This window comes from Laedolimicola ammoniilytica (assembly GCF_025567165.1).
GTDB classification, from domain to species: domain Bacteria; phylum Bacillota; class Clostridia; order Lachnospirales; family Lachnospiraceae; genus Laedolimicola; species Laedolimicola ammoniilytica.
In genome coordinates, this window is record NZ_JAOQKC010000008.1 from 86,033 (window position 1) to 100,568 (window position 14,536).

Sequence of the window (14,536 nt, forward strand, 5' to 3'; positions counted from 1 at the left end):
CGGCGCGATATGAACGTTTTTTCTAATATGAAATCCAACTGGAACGCAAAGATTTCCAGTTATCAGGCATTGGACAGCAAGGATAAGAAAACCTTCTGGAAAGAGGCACTGATCAACAACGCCATGTATATTCTGATTCTTGTGGCGATTATTTACACACAGGCGAAGAACAGCTATTTCCTGAAGCCGGATTCTATCGTCAATATTATTTCACTTTCCGCGGCAAATATTCCGATTGCCTGCGGTATCGCAGGTTGTATCGTACTGACTGGTACAGACCTTTCTGCAGGACGAGTAGTAGGTCTGACCGCATGTATTTCCGCATCGCTTCTGCAGTCTGTAACTTATGCTACAAAAATGTTCCCGGATCTTCCGGTTATGCCTATCTGGCTGGTTATCCTGATTGCCATCGCAGTGGGCGGTCTGGTAGGCTGGGTCAATGGTTTCTTCGTGGCGAAGTTCTCTCTGCATCCGTTTATCGTAACACTGGCAACACAGCTGATCGTATACGGCTGCCTGCTGATGTACATTATGATTAATGGCAACAATGGTCAGCCGCTTTCCGGACTTGACCAGTCCTTCAAGGATTTTGTAACCGGAAGCCACCTGTCTGTAGCAGGCGTTCCGATTCCGAATTACGTATTCTACGCAATTGTAGTTGTTATTTTCATGTGGTTCATGTGGAATAAGACAACCTTCGGTAAGAATATGTTCGCAGTAGGTTCCAGCCCGGAGGCTGCTAACGTATCCGGTGTAAATGTTATGAAGACTACCATTCTGGTACATACCCTGGCAGGCTGTATGTATGGTATTACCGGATTTATTGAGTCCGCCCGTATCGGTTCTAACCAGGCAGGTACCGGTCTGAACTACGAGTGTGACGCGATTGCGGCCTGCGTTATCGGCGGCGTTTCCTTTGTTGGTGGTACCGGTAAGATCAGCGGCGTAGTAATGGGAGTATTCCTGCTTCGTATTATCTTTGTAGCGCTGCAGTTCCTTTCCATCAACCAGAACCTGCAGTACATCATCAAGGGTCTGATTATCCTGATTGCCTGCTCTATTGATATGAGAAAGTATCTGGTGCGTAAGTAATCTATTTTCAGAAAAGGACAACTGACAGAAATCTATGGCAGAAGATAAGAAATGGTTCGGAAGGGGCATCTACGGAAGTAAGGATGTCCCCATCCGTATTTTAGACGGATTTATTATAGGCGCGATTTGCTTCGTGGTGATTCTGGTGTTCTGGTTTGCCACCCATGGGGGTTACAATGTGACCTTTGATACAGAGGGCGGGTCGGAGATTGCCGCCCAGCGTCTGAAGCATGGGGAGCTGGCAAAGGAGCCGGAAACACCTTTGAAGCCCGGCTATACCTTCTGTGGCTGGATTACCTCAGAGGATGAAAGCCTGGCGAAGGAATGGAATTTTGCTACCGATAAAGTGGAAAACGACATGACTCTCTATGCAGTATGGATGCCTGCCGAGGTAATGGTAAAATTTGATCTGGATGGCGGAAATCTGGATGAAGAAACATATATACCGGATAAGGCAGTGACTTATGGCGAGGCCTACGGGGAGCTTCCGGTACCGGAAAAGGAAGGCTTTCTTTTTGACGGCTGGGTATACAGCGGAGCTGTGATTAAGGCAGATACGACGGTGACGATGACCGGAGAGCATGTGCTGACAGCCCGGTGGATTCCGGCAGAGTGAGACTTGGATAAGGAGAAAGACGATGAATCGTGACAAAGCGAGAATAGCGGTCTATGCACTAGGCGGCCTGTATCTTTTATATCTGGCATGGCAGATGTTTCAGGGACTGCCCACGGCAGGTTCTGAAAAAACGCTGATGATCGGGTTTATGATTTTCTTCACCATCATCGGTGCAGGGCTGGCAGGCTGGGGGCTTTATACCAGCTGGAAGGCGGCCAGCGGACGAAGTGCCGGAGTCGAAGAAGCAAAACAGAGCGACGAAGAGTCGGAAGAAGCTTCTGATGAAGTAAAATAAAATTGTAAAAGAATGGAAAAGAGCTTTCTGTAAATGATACAGGGGCTCTTTTTTACTCTATAGGAAATACCGTGTTACATGAAAGTGCGAAAGCTATGATTCCTATAGAGCAAAAAGCCCCTCCGGGGGATCGCACTGGATTCTATTTTTACTGGAAATTTTACTATACATCAAGTATACTGGATAGCAGAACAGGAAAGTGAATGAAAGGGGAATTATCCATGTATCAGGCAAGTGAATCAAGATATGAAACCATTCCGTATCATCGCTGTGGGGACAGCGGTCTTTTACTTCCGGCTGTATCCTTAGGCTTCTGGCACAATTTTGGAGATACAGCTTCTTATGAAAATATGAAAAAGCTCTGCTTTACCGCTTTTGACCATGGCATTACTCATTTTGACCTGGCCAATAATTACGGCCCGGAGCCGGGGAGTGCAGAGAAGAATCTGGGTCTGATTCTGCGGGACGAGCTTTCGGCTTATCGGGATGAACTGATCATCAGTACGAAAGCCGGTTATGATATGTGGCCGGGACCTTACGGCAACTGGGGAAGCCGCAAGTATCTGATTGCGAGCCTGGATCAGAGCCTGAAGCGCCTTGGACTCGACTACGTGGATATCTTCTACCATCACCGGATGGATCCGGAGACGCCGCTGGAGGAGACCATGGAGGCCCTGGCTCAGATTGTACGGAGCGGGAAAGCCCTCTATGTGGGTCTGTCCAATTATAACGGGGAAAAGCTGTCCCAGGCAGAGGCGATTTTAAAGGAGCTGCACTGTCCGTTTATCATCAATCAGAACCGTTACTCGATCTTTGACAGGACGATAGAACAGAATGGCCTGAAGGAGACAGCCGCGAAGCTCCATAAGGGTATCATTGCCTTCAGTCCCCTGGCTCAGGGGCTGCTGACAGATCGTTATCTTCATGGCATTCCGGAGGACAGCCGGATTCGGACAGACGGACGCTTCCTGAAGGAAAATGCATTGACAGAGGAACGTCTGGAACAGATTCGGAGACTGAATAAACTGGCGGCTGAGCGTGGCCAGACCCTGGCGGAAATGGCCCTTGCCTGGATCCTCCGTGACGGCGTTGTGACCAGCGTCCTGATTGGCGCGTCCAGGCCGGAGCAGATTCTCGATAATATTAAGGCGCTGGAAAATACGCATTTTACAGAGGAAGAATTAAGAATCATAGACCATATTTAACAAAAAGCGAATATCCCGCAGTCCGAAAAGGACGGCGGGGTACAAGTGATAAAGGAGACGACAGATAAGTATGACGAAGCAGGAACTTGCTCTGGAAATTATTGACAGATTAAAAAAGGAATATCCGGATGCAGATTGTACTCTGGATTACGATCAGGCCTGGAAGCTGCTGGTCAGCGTACGGCTGGCAGCCCAGTGTACCGACGCCCGGGTCAATGTGGTGGTGGAGAAGCTGTATGAAAAGTACCCGGACGTGAAGGCTCTGGCGGCGGCGCCGGTGGAGGATATCGAAGCCATCGTGAAGCCCTGCGGACTGGGTCACAGCAAGGCCCGGGATATCAGCGCCTGCATGAAAGTGCTGGAGGAAAAATATGATGGAAATGTGCCGACCACCTTCGACGAGCTTCTGGCGTTGCCGGGCGTGGGACGAAAAAGCGCCAACCTGATTATGGGAGATGTGTTCGGAAAACCGGCCATTGTCACCGACACCCACTGCATCCGTCTGGTGAACCGGATGGGGCTGGTGGACGGCATAAAAGACCCGAAGAGAGTGGAAATGGCCCTGTGGAAGCTGATTCCACCGGAGGAGGGCAGTGATTTCTGTCACCGCCTAGTTAATCACGGGCGGGAGGTCTGTACGGCGCGGACCAAACCCTATTGTGAGAAATGCTGTCTGCAGGATATCTGCGTGAAAAATGGAGTAGAGGAGTAAAAATATGGAATACGCAATCGCTACACTGAAGAAGGGCGAGGGACGCGCGCTGAAGGCGGGCGGAGCCTGGATTTACGATAATGAAATCGAATCAGTCATGGGACACTTTGAGGACGGGGATCTGGTTCTCGTCCGGGATTTTGACGGCTATGGACTGGGAAAGGGCTTTATCAACCGTCATTCCAAAATCCGGATCCGTATGATGACGAGAAATCCGGAGCAGGAGATTGATCGGGAATTTATACACAACCGTGTAAAAGCAGCCTGGGAGTACCGGAAGAAGACCGTGGACACTTCCAGCTGCCGTGTGATTTTCGGCGAGGCGGACTGGATTCCGGGTATGGTGGTGGACAAGTTTTCTGATGTGCTGGTGGTACAGGCGTTGGCGCTGGGAATTGACCGGATGAAGAAGACAGTGATAGAAGAGCTGGAGAAGGTGCTTGCAGAGGACGGCGTCTCTATCCGCGGCGTCTATGAGCGAAGCGACGCCAAGGAGCGGGAAAAAGAAGGCATGGAGCGGGTCAAGGGCTTCCTGGGTGAGCCCTTTGACACGAATGTGGAGATCGTAGAAAACGGCGTCCGCTATCTGGTAGATGTGAAGGACGGTCAGAAGACAGGCTTTTTCCTGGATCAGAAGTACAACCGTCTGGCTATTCAGAAGCTCTGTAAGGACGCGAGAGTGCTGGACTGCTTTACCCATACGGGATCCTTTGCCCTGAACGCGGGCCTGGCCGGAGCCCAAGAGGTTATCGGCGTAGACGCCTCAGAGCTGGGCGTACATCAGGCGGAGTTAAACGCAAAGCTGAACGGCCTGGAGCAAACCGTGCGCTTTACATGCGCGGACGTCTTTGATCTGCTTCCGGATCTGGAGAAAAAGGGCGAGAAGTTTGATGTGGTGATTCTGGATCCCCCTGCCTTTACCAAGTCCCGGAATTCGATTAAGAATGCCACCAAGGGCTATCGGGAAATCAATATGCGGGGACTGAAGCTGGTGAAGGACGGAGGCTTTCTGGCTACCTGCTCCTGCTCCCATTTCATGAGCTACGAGCTGTTTACCCAGACCATTGCCCAGGCGGCAAAGAGCGTACATAAGCGGATCCGTCAGGTGGAATACCGGACCCAGGCGCCGGATCATCCGATTCTCTGGGCGGCAGACGAGTCCTATTATCTGAAATTTTATATCTTCCAGGTGTGTGAGGAAAAATAAAAATGCAGTTACCGGAATTATTTGAAGAAAAAATGAAAGGCCTTCTGGGGGCAGAATATGACGAGTTCCGAAGAAGCTACGGGAAGGAGCGCCGTCAGGCCCTGCGGGTGAACCCGGCAAAGCTGTCGGCGGCAGAGATGAAGGAGAGGAGCCCCTTTACCCTGGAGCCGGTGCCCTGGGCGAAGAACGGCTTTTATTACGGAGCGGAGGACCGTCCCGGCCGACATCCCTGGCATGAGGCCGGCGTCTACTATATCCAGGAGCCCAGCGCCATGTCTGTGGCGGAGCTTGCGGGGGTACAGCCCGGGGAGCGGGTGCTGGATCTCTGCGCGGCTCCAGGCGGAAAGAGTACGCAGCTTGCGGCGGCGCTGGAGGGCAGGGGCCTTCTGGTATCCAATGAAATTCACCCGGCGCGGGCGAAGATTCTGGCCTCCAACGTGGAGCGGATGGGGATCCCGAATGCTGTGGTAACCAATGAGCCGCCGGAGCGGCTGTCATCTCATTTTCCGGCTTTTTTTGACCGGATTGTGGTGGACGCACCCTGCTCCGGAGAGGGAATGTTCCGGAAGGAGGAACAGGCGGTGCTCCAGTGGAGCCAGGAGAATGTGGAGCTCTGCGCCCGCAGGCAGCAGGATATTCTGGAGGAAGCAGCCGGGATGCTCCGGCCGGGCGGCGTGTTAGTCTATTCTACGTGCACTTTTGCGCCGGAGGAGGACGAGAAAAGCGTGGTGCGTTTTCTTCTGAAGCACCCGGAATTTTCTGTAAAAAAGACGGAGGCGTACGGGGGCTTTGCTCCGGGAAGACCGGAGTGGGTACGGCTTACGGAGGAAGAAAAGGAGGGCGTCAGCCCGGAACGGCTGGAGGAGATTCTCGCTTCTGTCAGAGATACCTTCCGTTTGTGGCCTCACAGGCTTGACGGGGAAGGACATTACGCGGCAGTGCTGGAAAAAGCCGGAGCAGGCAAAGCGGAGGCCCCAAAAAAGGCAGGGCGCGTCTCCGGTAAGTCCGGTCGGGGAACGGTGGACGCGGAAGCCTGGAAACTCTACGAGGAATTTGCGGCGGATACCCTGAAGAACTGTCCGGAGGGCGTGCCCATGCTTTTCGGCGAGCAGCTGTATCTGTTGCCCTGCGAACTTAAGCTGGCGGGACTTAAGGTCCTGCGTCCCGGCCTTCATCTGGGAACCGTAAAAAAGAAGCGCTTCGAGCCCGCCCATGCCCTGGCGCTTGCCCTGAGGGCGGAGGAGGTAAAGCGGACGGCGTCATATCCGGCAGATTCCGGGGAGATCCGCTCCTGGCTGTCGGGAGAAACGCTTCCGGGAGGAGAGGGCAAGGGCTGGACGCTGGTTCTGGTAGATTCCTTCCCTCTGGGCTGGGGAAAGCTGGCGGGCGGAAGTCTGAAAAACCATTACCCAAAAGGGCTTCGGAAATGAAATAAGGAAACAGAACCTGTAAATTTGTGCAAATATCACACAAAACAGAAAAAGAGACGGGTTTAGATTGACAAAAACGACAAAAGATGGCACAATGAATACAAGGCAGAGCTCAGATCAAATGTTGCGGACTGAACACGGAGGCTGCCGGATTACATACAATTTCGTGGGAGGATTTTCTTATGAATGATTATGAACGGATCCGGGATATTCTGGACAAAAGCAGCTATACAGTAGCGATGTGTGGAACAGATATGATGAAGGAGTCTGGTATGCCCAGTCTTCGCGCTCCGGAGATTGCCTATCAGGTGGAGAAGGAGTTTGGTTATTCGCCGGAGGAGATTTTCTCTTCTGTATTTTACGCGAACCGCCCGGATACCTTTTTCAAATATTACCGGGAATGGATGCTGAAGCCCCATCTGGAGCCCAGTGCAGGCTTTTACGCGCTGGCGGAGCTGGAAAAGCGTGGAAAACTCCAGTGCAGTATTGCGAATAATGTACACAATCTGCCGGGCCGGGCTGGCTGTCAGAAGGTACTGAACCTTCACGGAACCATTTATGACAATGAGTGTTCCAGATGCGGAAGAAAGTATCCCATGGAATATATCCGGGATACCAACCGGGTGCCTCTGTGTGAGGATTGTATGGCAGTGATCCGCCCGAAGGTGCTGCTCTTTGGCGAACAGGTGGATAACCGGATGATGACGGCGGCGGTAGAGGAGATTTCCAAGGCGCAGGTATTACTGCTTCTGGGGACGTCTATCGGCTCCGGTCTTTGCGAGCGGTATGTGAAGTATTTTGAAGGAGAGACTCTGATTATTATCAATGCAGCGGAGCATTTTACCGATGAAAAGGCGGATATTGTGCTGCGGGAGGAAGTAAAAACGGCGCTTCCGAAGATAGTAGGATTATAATAATACGGACAAACGAAGGAAAGGCAGGATGACAGATATTATGAAAGCACTGGAAGAGAAGATATTACAGGAAGGCGTCGTCGTAGACGGAGACATTCTGAAGGTGGACGGCTTTGTAAATCATCAGGTGGACGTGCCTTTAATGGAAGAAATTGGAAAAGATATGGCGGAGCATTTTAAGGAACAGGGAATTACGAAGGTATTTACCATCGAGTCCTCGGGTATCGCGCCGGCCTTATTTACCGCGAAGGAGCTGGGCGTGCCGCTGGTGATTCTGAAGAAGCAGCAGACTGCGGACAGCCTGAAGACCGAGGTGTGGCAGACTGAGGTTGTGTCCTATACGAAGGATACCTCCTATCGGCTGACTTTGGCGAAGAACTATATTTCTGATGAGGATCACGTGCTGATTATCGACGATTTTCTGGCCAATGGCGAGGCAGCCACCGGCGCCATCCGCCTGATCCGCAAGGCCCATGCCACTGTGGCAGGACTTGGCGTACTTATCGAGAAGGCCTTCCAGCCGGGCCACGAAAAGCTGGAGAGCCAGGGCATCCACGTATATGCCCAGGCCAGCATCCAGGCGTTTGAAGACGGAAAAGTGGTATTTTAAATGAGAGAGAAGAACAGAACAGGCGCGGACGCAGCAGTCCGCGCCTTTGAAAAGAGCGATATTTCACAGATTCTGATCACCATCGGCGGTATGCTGATCTACGCCATCGGCATCAACAATTTTATCGTTCCGGCGGGACTTTACAGCGGTGGCGTCATGGGTATCAGCCAGATTCTCCGTACCCTTCTGGTGCAGTACGCGCACCTGAATTTCGGCGGCACGGATATCGCGGGTATCATCAGTTTGATTCTGAATCTGCCGCTGTTTGTGCTGGCCTATATGTCGGTGGGACGTCATTTCTTCTGGAGGACAGTCATTTGCGTGGTGAGCCAGTCCCTGTTCCTGACTCTGATTCCGATTCCGGCCAGCCCCATTGTGGAGGACACGATTACGGCGACGCTGATCGGCGGCATCATCGTGGGGGCCGGTATCGGTATCTCCCTTCAGAGCGGCGGATGCAGCGGAGGAATCGATATCCTCGGCATGTATTTTACGAAGAAATACAATGGATTCAGCGTGGGAAAGCTGAATCTGCTGATTAATCTGGTGATATATGGAAGCTGCGCTTTGCTCTTTGATATCAAGGTCGTGATCTACTGTATCATTTACGCGGCGGTGAATACGCTGATGGTGGACAAGACCCACACCCAGAATATACGGACGGCAGTGATCATCATTACCAAGGAGGATCCGGAGAAACTGAAGCATTATATCATGGACGAGCTGGCCCGGGGCGTCACCCACTGGGACGCGACGGCGGGCTACACGGACGACCGGTCGCATATCCTTTTCACAGTTATGTCCAAGCATGAGCTTTCTATACTGAAGCAGGAAATGAAGTATATCGACCCGAAGGCCTTCATCGTCAGCAAGGATAATGTGGGAATTGACGGAAGATTCGCGAAACATCTGTAAAATATGTGAATTTGGTTCCGGACAGTGAAGTGCTCCAGGGGCTTTTATAAATCCCACACAGTTTTAGAAAATCTGCGTATACTATAAAAACGGAGCGATTCCGGAATCTTTCTATAAGGAAAAAGCCTGTACCCGGATGTTGGGGTGCAGGCTTTTTGCGCGGGTTAATTCATCTTATTGACGAAGGACTCGCAGTCGGTACACTCGACCTTGGTCGGGTTGGCTTCATGGGTGCCCACCTGAATCTTGTTCAGAGTACAGTAATTCTCTGTCTGGGCGTGATGGGTGCAGTTATTGACGGTACATCCGATGGCTTCATTCTTGTTGGTCATCTTAAAAATTCCTCCTTTTCGGTGCGGTGATCCGCGGGTGATTGCGTTACAGAAGTAGTGTGTACCGAATCATCATTTTTATACACAAAAATCTCCTGCCGGAGTTGTGGACCGTCAGGAAATTTCTGTCGCTTTATACTATCGAAGAAGGAGAGTAACAATTGAAAGTGTTCATTGCTACATAGAACTATATGATAAAGGGGGTTACCCATTGTTTTTAGACGGGGCCGGTCGGCACCGAAGCAGCACCGGCAGCCCCATTTTTATGAGTAGCATCTGCATGTTTTTTGCTTTGCTTCATTTGATAATACTATCATACACAAAGGATGTGTCTAAGTTGTGTCCGCACTCTTAACAAATAATTGGGAATTTCTAAAAAATATATAAAATGGAAAAAGGATATGCTATAATGTCGTGAGACATTATAGCTTGCCGAATGGCATCCAAAGCGGAGCGGCATATCCGGAGGATATGCTATACTGAAGTGTAGAAAAGGAAAAGGAGTATCGAAATGTCATTTATCAGCGTATTTGACGTGCTGGGTCCGAATATGATCGGCCCGTCCAGCTCCCACACGGCGGGAGCCGCCAGAATTGCCTATCTGGCCCAGAAAATGATTGCCGGGCCCATTATAAAAGCAGAGTTTATCTTATACGGTTCTTTCGCCCGCACCTACCGTGGCCACGGCACGGACCGGGCGCTGCTGGGCGGCATCATGGGCTTCGATACGGACGACGAGCGGATCCGGGACTCCTTTCAGATAGCAGAGAAGCGGGGTATCGCCTTTTCCTTCACGCCGGACGCGGAGGAGACCGAGGTGCATCCGAACACGGTAGACATCCGGATGGAAAATGAGGCCGGTCAGAAGCTGACTGTGCGGGGCGAATCCCTGGGCGGCGGCAAGGCCCGCATCTGTCGCATCAATCAGGTGGAGGTGGATTTCACCGGTGAGTACAGCGCGGCCATCGTGATTCATCAGGACCGGCCGGGCGTGGTGGCCCATATCACCAGTGTGCTGAGTCGTCACGGCGTCAATATCGCGTTCATGCGCCTGTTCAGGGAGGGCAAGGGCGACATCGCCTACACTATTGTGGAATCAGACGGACGGCTGCCGGAGAACGTGTCGGACGAGCTTCGGGAAAATGGGAACGTGCATGAAGTGATGATTGTGCAGCCCTAGAAGCCGGGGACTTCATCACCGGAGCATGAAACACAGATCCGGAAAAAAGTGGATTGCAATAGAACAGGGAGTTATAAAAATGGATTTTAAGAATGCGAAGGAGCTGCTGGCACTCTGCGTGGAGCAGAACATGCGGATCTCAGATGTCATGCGGCAGCGGGAGATAGAAGAGGGCGAGACCAGCGGGGAGCTCTGCGACGCCCGGATGAAGAAAGCTTATCACATCATGGGAGAATCTGCCCGTGGACCCATACGGAAGCCAGTCAAATCCATGGGTGGTCTGCTGGGCGGTGAGGCAAAGAGGCTTTCGGACTGGCAGCAGGGGAAAGGCCGGGGAAAAAGTCTCTGCGGGCCGGTGTTGGGGCGGGCAGCGACCTACGCCATGGCAGTTCTGGAGACTAATGCCTCCATGGGACTGATTGTGGCGGCCCCCACGGCGGGCTCTTCCGGTATTGTGCCGGGGGTCCTGCTGGCTTTGGAAGAAGAGTTTCATTTTACAGAGGAAGAGATGATACAGGCCCTTTACAACGCGGGAGCCGTGGGATACCTGGCCATGCGGAACGCTACGGTGGCAGGCGCTGTGGGCGGCTGTCAGGCCGAGGTGGGCGTAGCCTCCGCCATGGCGGCCTCAGCCGCTGTGGAGCTGCTTGGCGGATCTCCGAAGGCCTGTCTGGACGCGGCTTCCACGGTTCTTATGAACCTGCTGGGACTGGTCTGTGATCCCGTAGGCGGCCTGGTGGAATACCCCTGCCAGAACCGCAACGCAGCCGGAGCCGCCACAGCCCTGACCGCCGCGGAAATGGCCCTGGCCGGAGTCCCTCAGCTGATTCCGCTGGACGAGATGATCGTGGTGATGTACAACGTGGGCAGACGGCTTCCGGCAGAGCTTCGGGAGACGGCCCTCGGCGGCTGCGCCACTGCGCCGTCGGCCTGCGAGGCCTGCGGAAAGTGCAGTTGAGAAATTTTAATTGCCCCCTTTACAAATATTTCATTTTCGAGTATAATAGCAGTTGCTGACACAGCAGGCTGGAATAGCTCAGTCGGTAGAGCACTTCACTCGTAATGAAGGGGTCGTGAGTTCGAGTCTCATTTCCAGCTTGATACAAAAGAAGCCCTGAGGATAAGCTCCTCAGGGTTTTTTTCATGGAATAGGAAATTCCGATAGAATTCCCTATTCCATAAAAAATATTATCGCACTGCGGCGCAGTGGTAGATGGTTGCCAAGGCAACCGCGCCTCGGCGCGAGAATGTGCCAATGGCACATTCCTTTTTATCCTTACTTCAGATCCAGCTCCACCGGGCAGTGATCCGAACCGAAAATTTCCGTGTGAATGGAGGCGTTTTCCAGTCGATCCTTCAGCCGTTCGGATACGATAAAATAATCAATGCGCCACCCTGCGTTCTTCTCGCGGGCGCGGAAGCGGTAAGACCACCAGGAGTAGACGCCCTCGGCGTCCGGATAGAAGTAGCGGAAGGTGTCCACAAAACCGGAGCTTAAGACGGTGGTCATTTTCGCCCGTTCCTCGTCGGTGAAACCGGCGTTTTTGCGATTGGTCTTCGGGTTTTTCAGATCGATTTCCTGATGGGCCACATTCAGGTCGCCGCAGTAAATGACAGGTTTCTTTTCATCCAGACTCTTGATATAGGCGAGAAAATCATCCTCCCACTGCATTCGGTAGTCCAGGCGCCTAAGGCCGTCCTGGGAGTTGGGCGTATAGACCGTCACCAGATAGTAGTCCTCAAATTCCAGCGTAATCACGCGTCCCTCGTGGTCGTGCTCCTCGATACCGATGCCGTAAGCCACGCTCAGGGGTTCCTCCTTTGTAAAAATGGCGGTTCCGCTATATCCCTTTTTCTCCGCGTAATTCCAGTATTGATGATAGCCGGGCAGATCGAGTTCAATCTGTCCCTCCTGGAGCTTGGTTTCCTGGAGACAGAAAATATCGGCGTCCAGTTTCTTGAAATCTTCCATAAAATTTTTCCCGACACAGGCCCGCAGGCCGTTTACATTCCAGGAAATCAGTTTCATAAGATCCTCCTTACAGAAAAGATTTGATCTTTTCTTGCATTTTACATATAATAGATATTATTATAGTGGTTCTGCGAAAAAAAGTAAAGAATCGCAGCCGAAAGCATTATAAAGAAAAGATTTTTACAAGAGGAGAATACGTGTATGGAGAAGTTACTGGATCGGATTACCGCTGCGGTATCCGAAGCCTTTGTAAACTGCGGCTATGAGGCCGAGTACGGAAAGGTCACCATTTCCAATCGCCCGGACCTGTGCGAGTATCAGTGTAACGGCGCCATGGCAGGCGCGAAAAAATATCACTGCGCGCCCATTCAGATTGCCAATAAGGTGGCGGAGAGCTTAAAGGAGCAGGAGCTGTTTTCCGAGGTCAATGCGGTAAATCCGGGCTTTCTGAACCTGAAGCTGGCGCCAGCCTATGTGCAGGAATACCTGCAGGGCATGGCCGATGACGAGCGTCTGGGCTGTGAGAAGACCGCGAACCCGAAAACCATCGTCATTGATTACGGCGGACCCAACGTGGCGAAGCCGCTGCATGTGGGACATCTCCGTTCTGCCATCATCGGCGAGAGCGTGAAGCGCCTGGGACGTTTCGCAGGGCACAAGGTGATCGGCGACATCCATCTGGGAGACTGGGGACTGCAGATGGGACTGATTATCACAGAGTTGAAGGAACGTAAACCGGATCTGGTGTATTTCGATGAGGACTATACCGGCGAGTATCCGACCGAAGCGCCCTTTACCATTTCCGAGCTGGAGGAGATCTATCCGGCAGCCAGCGCACGTTTCAAGGAGGACGAGGCCTACAAGGAGCAGGCGATGCACGCCACCTATCTGGTGCAGCACGGGCATAGAGGCTATCAGGCCATCCTGCAGCATATTTTAAATGTGTCGGTCACCGATCTGAAGCGCAACTATGCGAATCTGAATGTGGAGTTCGACCTGTGGAAAGGCGAGTCCGACGCCCAGCCCTATATTCCGGATATGGTGGAGAAGCTGAAGAACGAGGGCTTTGCTTATGAGAGCGAGGGCGCGCTGGTAGTTGACGTCAAAGAGGATACGGATACCAAAGAGGTTCCGCCCTGCATGATTCTGAAGTCTGACGGAGCGTCCCTGTATACCACCACCGACCTGGCGACTCTGGTGGAGCGCCGAAAGCTCTTTGATCCGGACGAGGTCATCTACGTAGTAGATAAGCGTCAGGAGATGCATTTTATCCAGGTATTCCGCTGTGCCAAGAAGACCGGTCTGGTAAAGCCGGAGACGGATTTGGAATTCTTAGGATTTGGTACCATGAACGGCAAGGACGGTAAGCCCTTCAAGACCCGCGAGGGCGGCGTTATGCGTCTGGAGTACCTGATTGCCGATATCAACGAAAAGATGTATCAAAAGATCGCGGAGAATTCTGAGATTTCCGAGGAAGAGGCGCGGGATACGGCGAAGAAGATTGGTCTGTCCGCCATCAAGTATGGCGACCTGTCTAACCAGGCCTCCAAGGATTACGTGTTCGATATCGACCGCTTTACCTCCTTTGAGGGCAATACCGGACCCTATATCCTGTACACCATTGTGCGGATTAAGTCCATTCTGAACAAGTATCAGGCCCAGGGCGGCGATCTGACAAAGGGACGGATTCCGGCAGCGGAAAATGACAGCCAGAAGGCGCTGGAGCTGGTACTGGCCCGCTTCAACGGCGTGCTGGAGAATGCCTTTGACGAGCTGGCGCCCCATAAGGTCTGCGCTTATATCTATGAGCTGGCGAACGCCTTCAACAAGTTCTATCATGAGACAAAGATTCTTGGCGAAGAGGACGAAGAGAAGCGTGCAGGGCTGGTGGCTGTACTGCAGTTGACCAAGCGGGTGCTGGAGACCTGCATCGATGTGCTGGGCTTCGAAGCACCGGAGAGAATGTAAGATAAATAGGTAATGTGAGAGATCCGGGATTGAAACATGTGAACAGGTTCACAATTTCAATTCCGGATTTTTAATACATGGAGCTGTA

15 protein-coding genes and 1 tRNA gene are annotated in these 14,536 nt (G+C 52.2%); 14 read left to right on the forward strand and 2 right to left on the reverse strand.

Annotated features, from left to right (window positions below; translation table 11 throughout):
• Positions 1–9: 9 nt before the first annotated feature.
• The 10 genes from OCV63_RS07580 to OCV63_RS07625 all read left to right on the forward strand — a co-directional run bounded on the left by OCV63_RS07580 (position 10) and on the right by OCV63_RS07625 (position 8,996).
• Complete coding sequence (locus OCV63_RS07580; RefSeq protein WP_158363247.1) at positions 10–1,092, forward strand: galactose/methyl galactoside ABC transporter permease MglC; 1,083 nt, start codon at positions 10–12, stop codon at positions 1,090–1,092.
• Between the two features lie 34 nt (positions 1,093–1,126).
• Positions 1,127–1,708 carry an InlB B-repeat-containing protein gene (locus OCV63_RS07585; RefSeq protein ID WP_158363248.1) on the forward strand — a complete coding sequence of 194 codons (582 nt, stop codon included), beginning with the start codon at positions 1,127–1,129 and terminating at the stop codon, positions 1,706–1,708.
• Between the two features lie 22 nt (positions 1,709–1,730).
• The gene (locus tag OCV63_RS07590) at positions 1,731–2,003 is read left to right on the forward strand and encodes a hypothetical protein (RefSeq protein WP_158363249.1); all 273 of its coding nucleotides are present in this window, start codon (positions 1,731–1,733) and stop codon (positions 2,001–2,003) included.
• A 221-nt stretch (positions 2,004–2,224) separates the two neighbouring features.
• Complete coding sequence (locus OCV63_RS07595) at positions 2,225–3,208, forward strand: aldo/keto reductase (RefSeq protein ID WP_158363301.1); 984 nt, start codon at positions 2,225–2,227, stop codon at positions 3,206–3,208.
• A gap of 70 nt (positions 3,209–3,278) precedes the next feature.
• Positions 3,279–3,920, forward strand: a complete 642-nt coding sequence (locus OCV63_RS07600) for an endonuclease III domain-containing protein (RefSeq protein ID WP_158363250.1) — start codon at positions 3,279–3,281, stop codon at positions 3,918–3,920.
• A 4-nt stretch (positions 3,921–3,924) separates the two neighbouring features.
• Complete coding sequence (locus OCV63_RS07605; protein WP_158363251.1) at positions 3,925–5,127, forward strand: class I SAM-dependent rRNA methyltransferase; 1,203 nt, start codon at positions 3,925–3,927, stop codon at positions 5,125–5,127.
• A gap of 2 nt (positions 5,128–5,129) precedes the next feature.
• Positions 5,130–6,557, forward strand: a complete 1,428-nt coding sequence (locus OCV63_RS07610) for an RsmB/NOP family class I SAM-dependent RNA methyltransferase (protein ID WP_158363252.1) — start codon at positions 5,130–5,132, stop codon at positions 6,555–6,557.
• Positions 6,558–6,739: 182 nt separating this feature from the next.
• A complete protein-coding gene (locus OCV63_RS07615) occupies positions 6,740–7,471 on the forward strand; it encodes an SIR2 family NAD-dependent protein deacylase (RefSeq protein WP_158363253.1) in 732 nt (243 codons plus the stop codon).
• Positions 7,472–7,511: 40 nt separating this feature from the next.
• Positions 7,512–8,081: a xanthine phosphoribosyltransferase gene (locus OCV63_RS07620; protein ID WP_158363254.1), complete on the forward strand. Its 570-nt coding sequence runs from the start codon at positions 7,512–7,514 to the stop codon at positions 8,079–8,081.
• Positions 8,082–8,996, forward strand: a complete 915-nt coding sequence (locus OCV63_RS07625) for a YitT family protein (RefSeq protein ID WP_158363255.1) — start codon at positions 8,082–8,084, stop codon at positions 8,994–8,996.
• A 164-nt stretch (positions 8,997–9,160) separates the two neighbouring features.
• Here the strand turns inward: OCV63_RS07625 and OCV63_RS07630 are convergent, their stop codons facing one another.
• The gene (locus tag OCV63_RS07630) at positions 9,161–9,328 is read right to left on the reverse strand and encodes a DUF1540 domain-containing protein (RefSeq protein WP_158363256.1); all 168 of its coding nucleotides are present in this window, start codon (positions 9,326–9,328) and stop codon (positions 9,161–9,163) included.
• A gap of 511 nt (positions 9,329–9,839) precedes the next feature.
• Here OCV63_RS07630 and sdaAB point away from each other — a divergent pair.
• The 3 genes from sdaAB to OCV63_RS07645 all read left to right on the forward strand — a co-directional run bounded on the left by sdaAB (position 9,840) and on the right by OCV63_RS07645 (position 11,606).
• Positions 9,840–10,508, forward strand: a complete 669-nt coding sequence (gene sdaAB, locus OCV63_RS07635) for an L-serine ammonia-lyase, iron-sulfur-dependent subunit beta (protein ID WP_158363257.1) — start codon at positions 9,840–9,842, stop codon at positions 10,506–10,508.
• Positions 10,509–10,587: 79 nt separating this feature from the next.
• Complete coding sequence (gene sdaAA, locus OCV63_RS07640) at positions 10,588–11,466, forward strand: L-serine ammonia-lyase, iron-sulfur-dependent, subunit alpha (protein ID WP_158363258.1); 879 nt, start codon at positions 10,588–10,590, stop codon at positions 11,464–11,466.
• 67 nt (positions 11,467–11,533) lie between these two features.
• A tRNA-Thr gene (locus tag OCV63_RS07645) sits at positions 11,534–11,606 on the forward strand.
• A gap of 178 nt (positions 11,607–11,784) precedes the next feature.
• Here OCV63_RS07645 and OCV63_RS07650 read toward each other — a convergent pair.
• Complete coding sequence (locus OCV63_RS07650; protein WP_158363259.1) at positions 11,785–12,537, reverse strand: exodeoxyribonuclease III; 753 nt, start codon at positions 12,535–12,537, stop codon at positions 11,785–11,787.
• A gap of 144 nt (positions 12,538–12,681) precedes the next feature.
• Here OCV63_RS07650 and argS point away from each other — a divergent pair, with 144 nt between their 5' ends.
• Entirely contained in the window at positions 12,682–14,448 is a 1,767-nt protein-coding gene (gene argS, locus OCV63_RS07655) for an arginine--tRNA ligase (RefSeq protein ID WP_158363260.1), read from the forward strand.
• The last annotated feature ends 88 nt before the right edge of the window (positions 14,449–14,536 follow it).

Excerpts from the sequence above, each read along its gene's own strand:
- OCV63_RS07580 (WP_158363247.1), top strand. The coding sequence starts at position 10 with ATGAACGTTTTTTCTAATATGAAATCCAACTGGAACGCAAAGATTTCC.
- OCV63_RS07585 (WP_158363248.1), top strand. The coding sequence starts at position 1,127 with ATGGCAGAAGATAAGAAATGGTTCGGAAGGGGCATCTACGGAAGTAAG.
- OCV63_RS07590 (WP_158363249.1), top strand. The coding sequence starts at position 1,731 with ATGAATCGTGACAAAGCGAGAATAGCGGTCTATGCACTAGGCGGCCTG.
- OCV63_RS07595 (WP_158363301.1), top strand. The coding sequence starts at position 2,225 with ATGTATCAGGCAAGTGAATCAAGATATGAAACCATTCCGTATCATCGC.
- OCV63_RS07600 (WP_158363250.1), top strand. The coding sequence starts at position 3,279 with ATGACGAAGCAGGAACTTGCTCTGGAAATTATTGACAGATTAAAAAAG.
- OCV63_RS07605 (WP_158363251.1), top strand. The coding sequence starts at position 3,925 with ATGGAATACGCAATCGCTACACTGAAGAAGGGCGAGGGACGCGCGCTG.
- OCV63_RS07610 (WP_158363252.1), top strand. The coding sequence starts at position 5,130 with ATGCAGTTACCGGAATTATTTGAAGAAAAAATGAAAGGCCTTCTGGGG.
- OCV63_RS07615 (WP_158363253.1), top strand. The coding sequence starts at position 6,740 with ATGAATGATTATGAACGGATCCGGGATATTCTGGACAAAAGCAGCTAT.
- OCV63_RS07620 (WP_158363254.1), top strand. The coding sequence starts at position 7,512 with ATGAAAGCACTGGAAGAGAAGATATTACAGGAAGGCGTCGTCGTAGAC.
- OCV63_RS07625 (WP_158363255.1), top strand. The coding sequence starts at position 8,082 with ATGAGAGAGAAGAACAGAACAGGCGCGGACGCAGCAGTCCGCGCCTTT.
- OCV63_RS07630 (WP_158363256.1), bottom strand. The coding sequence starts at position 9,328 with ATGACCAACAAGAATGAAGCCATCGGATGTACCGTCAATAACTGCACC.
- sdaAB (WP_158363257.1), top strand. The coding sequence starts at position 9,840 with ATGTCATTTATCAGCGTATTTGACGTGCTGGGTCCGAATATGATCGGC.
- sdaAA (WP_158363258.1), top strand. The coding sequence starts at position 10,588 with ATGGATTTTAAGAATGCGAAGGAGCTGCTGGCACTCTGCGTGGAGCAG.
- OCV63_RS07650 (WP_158363259.1), bottom strand. The coding sequence starts at position 12,537 with ATGAAACTGATTTCCTGGAATGTAAACGGCCTGCGGGCCTGTGTCGGG.
- argS (WP_158363260.1), top strand. The coding sequence starts at position 12,682 with ATGGAGAAGTTACTGGATCGGATTACCGCTGCGGTATCCGAAGCCTTT.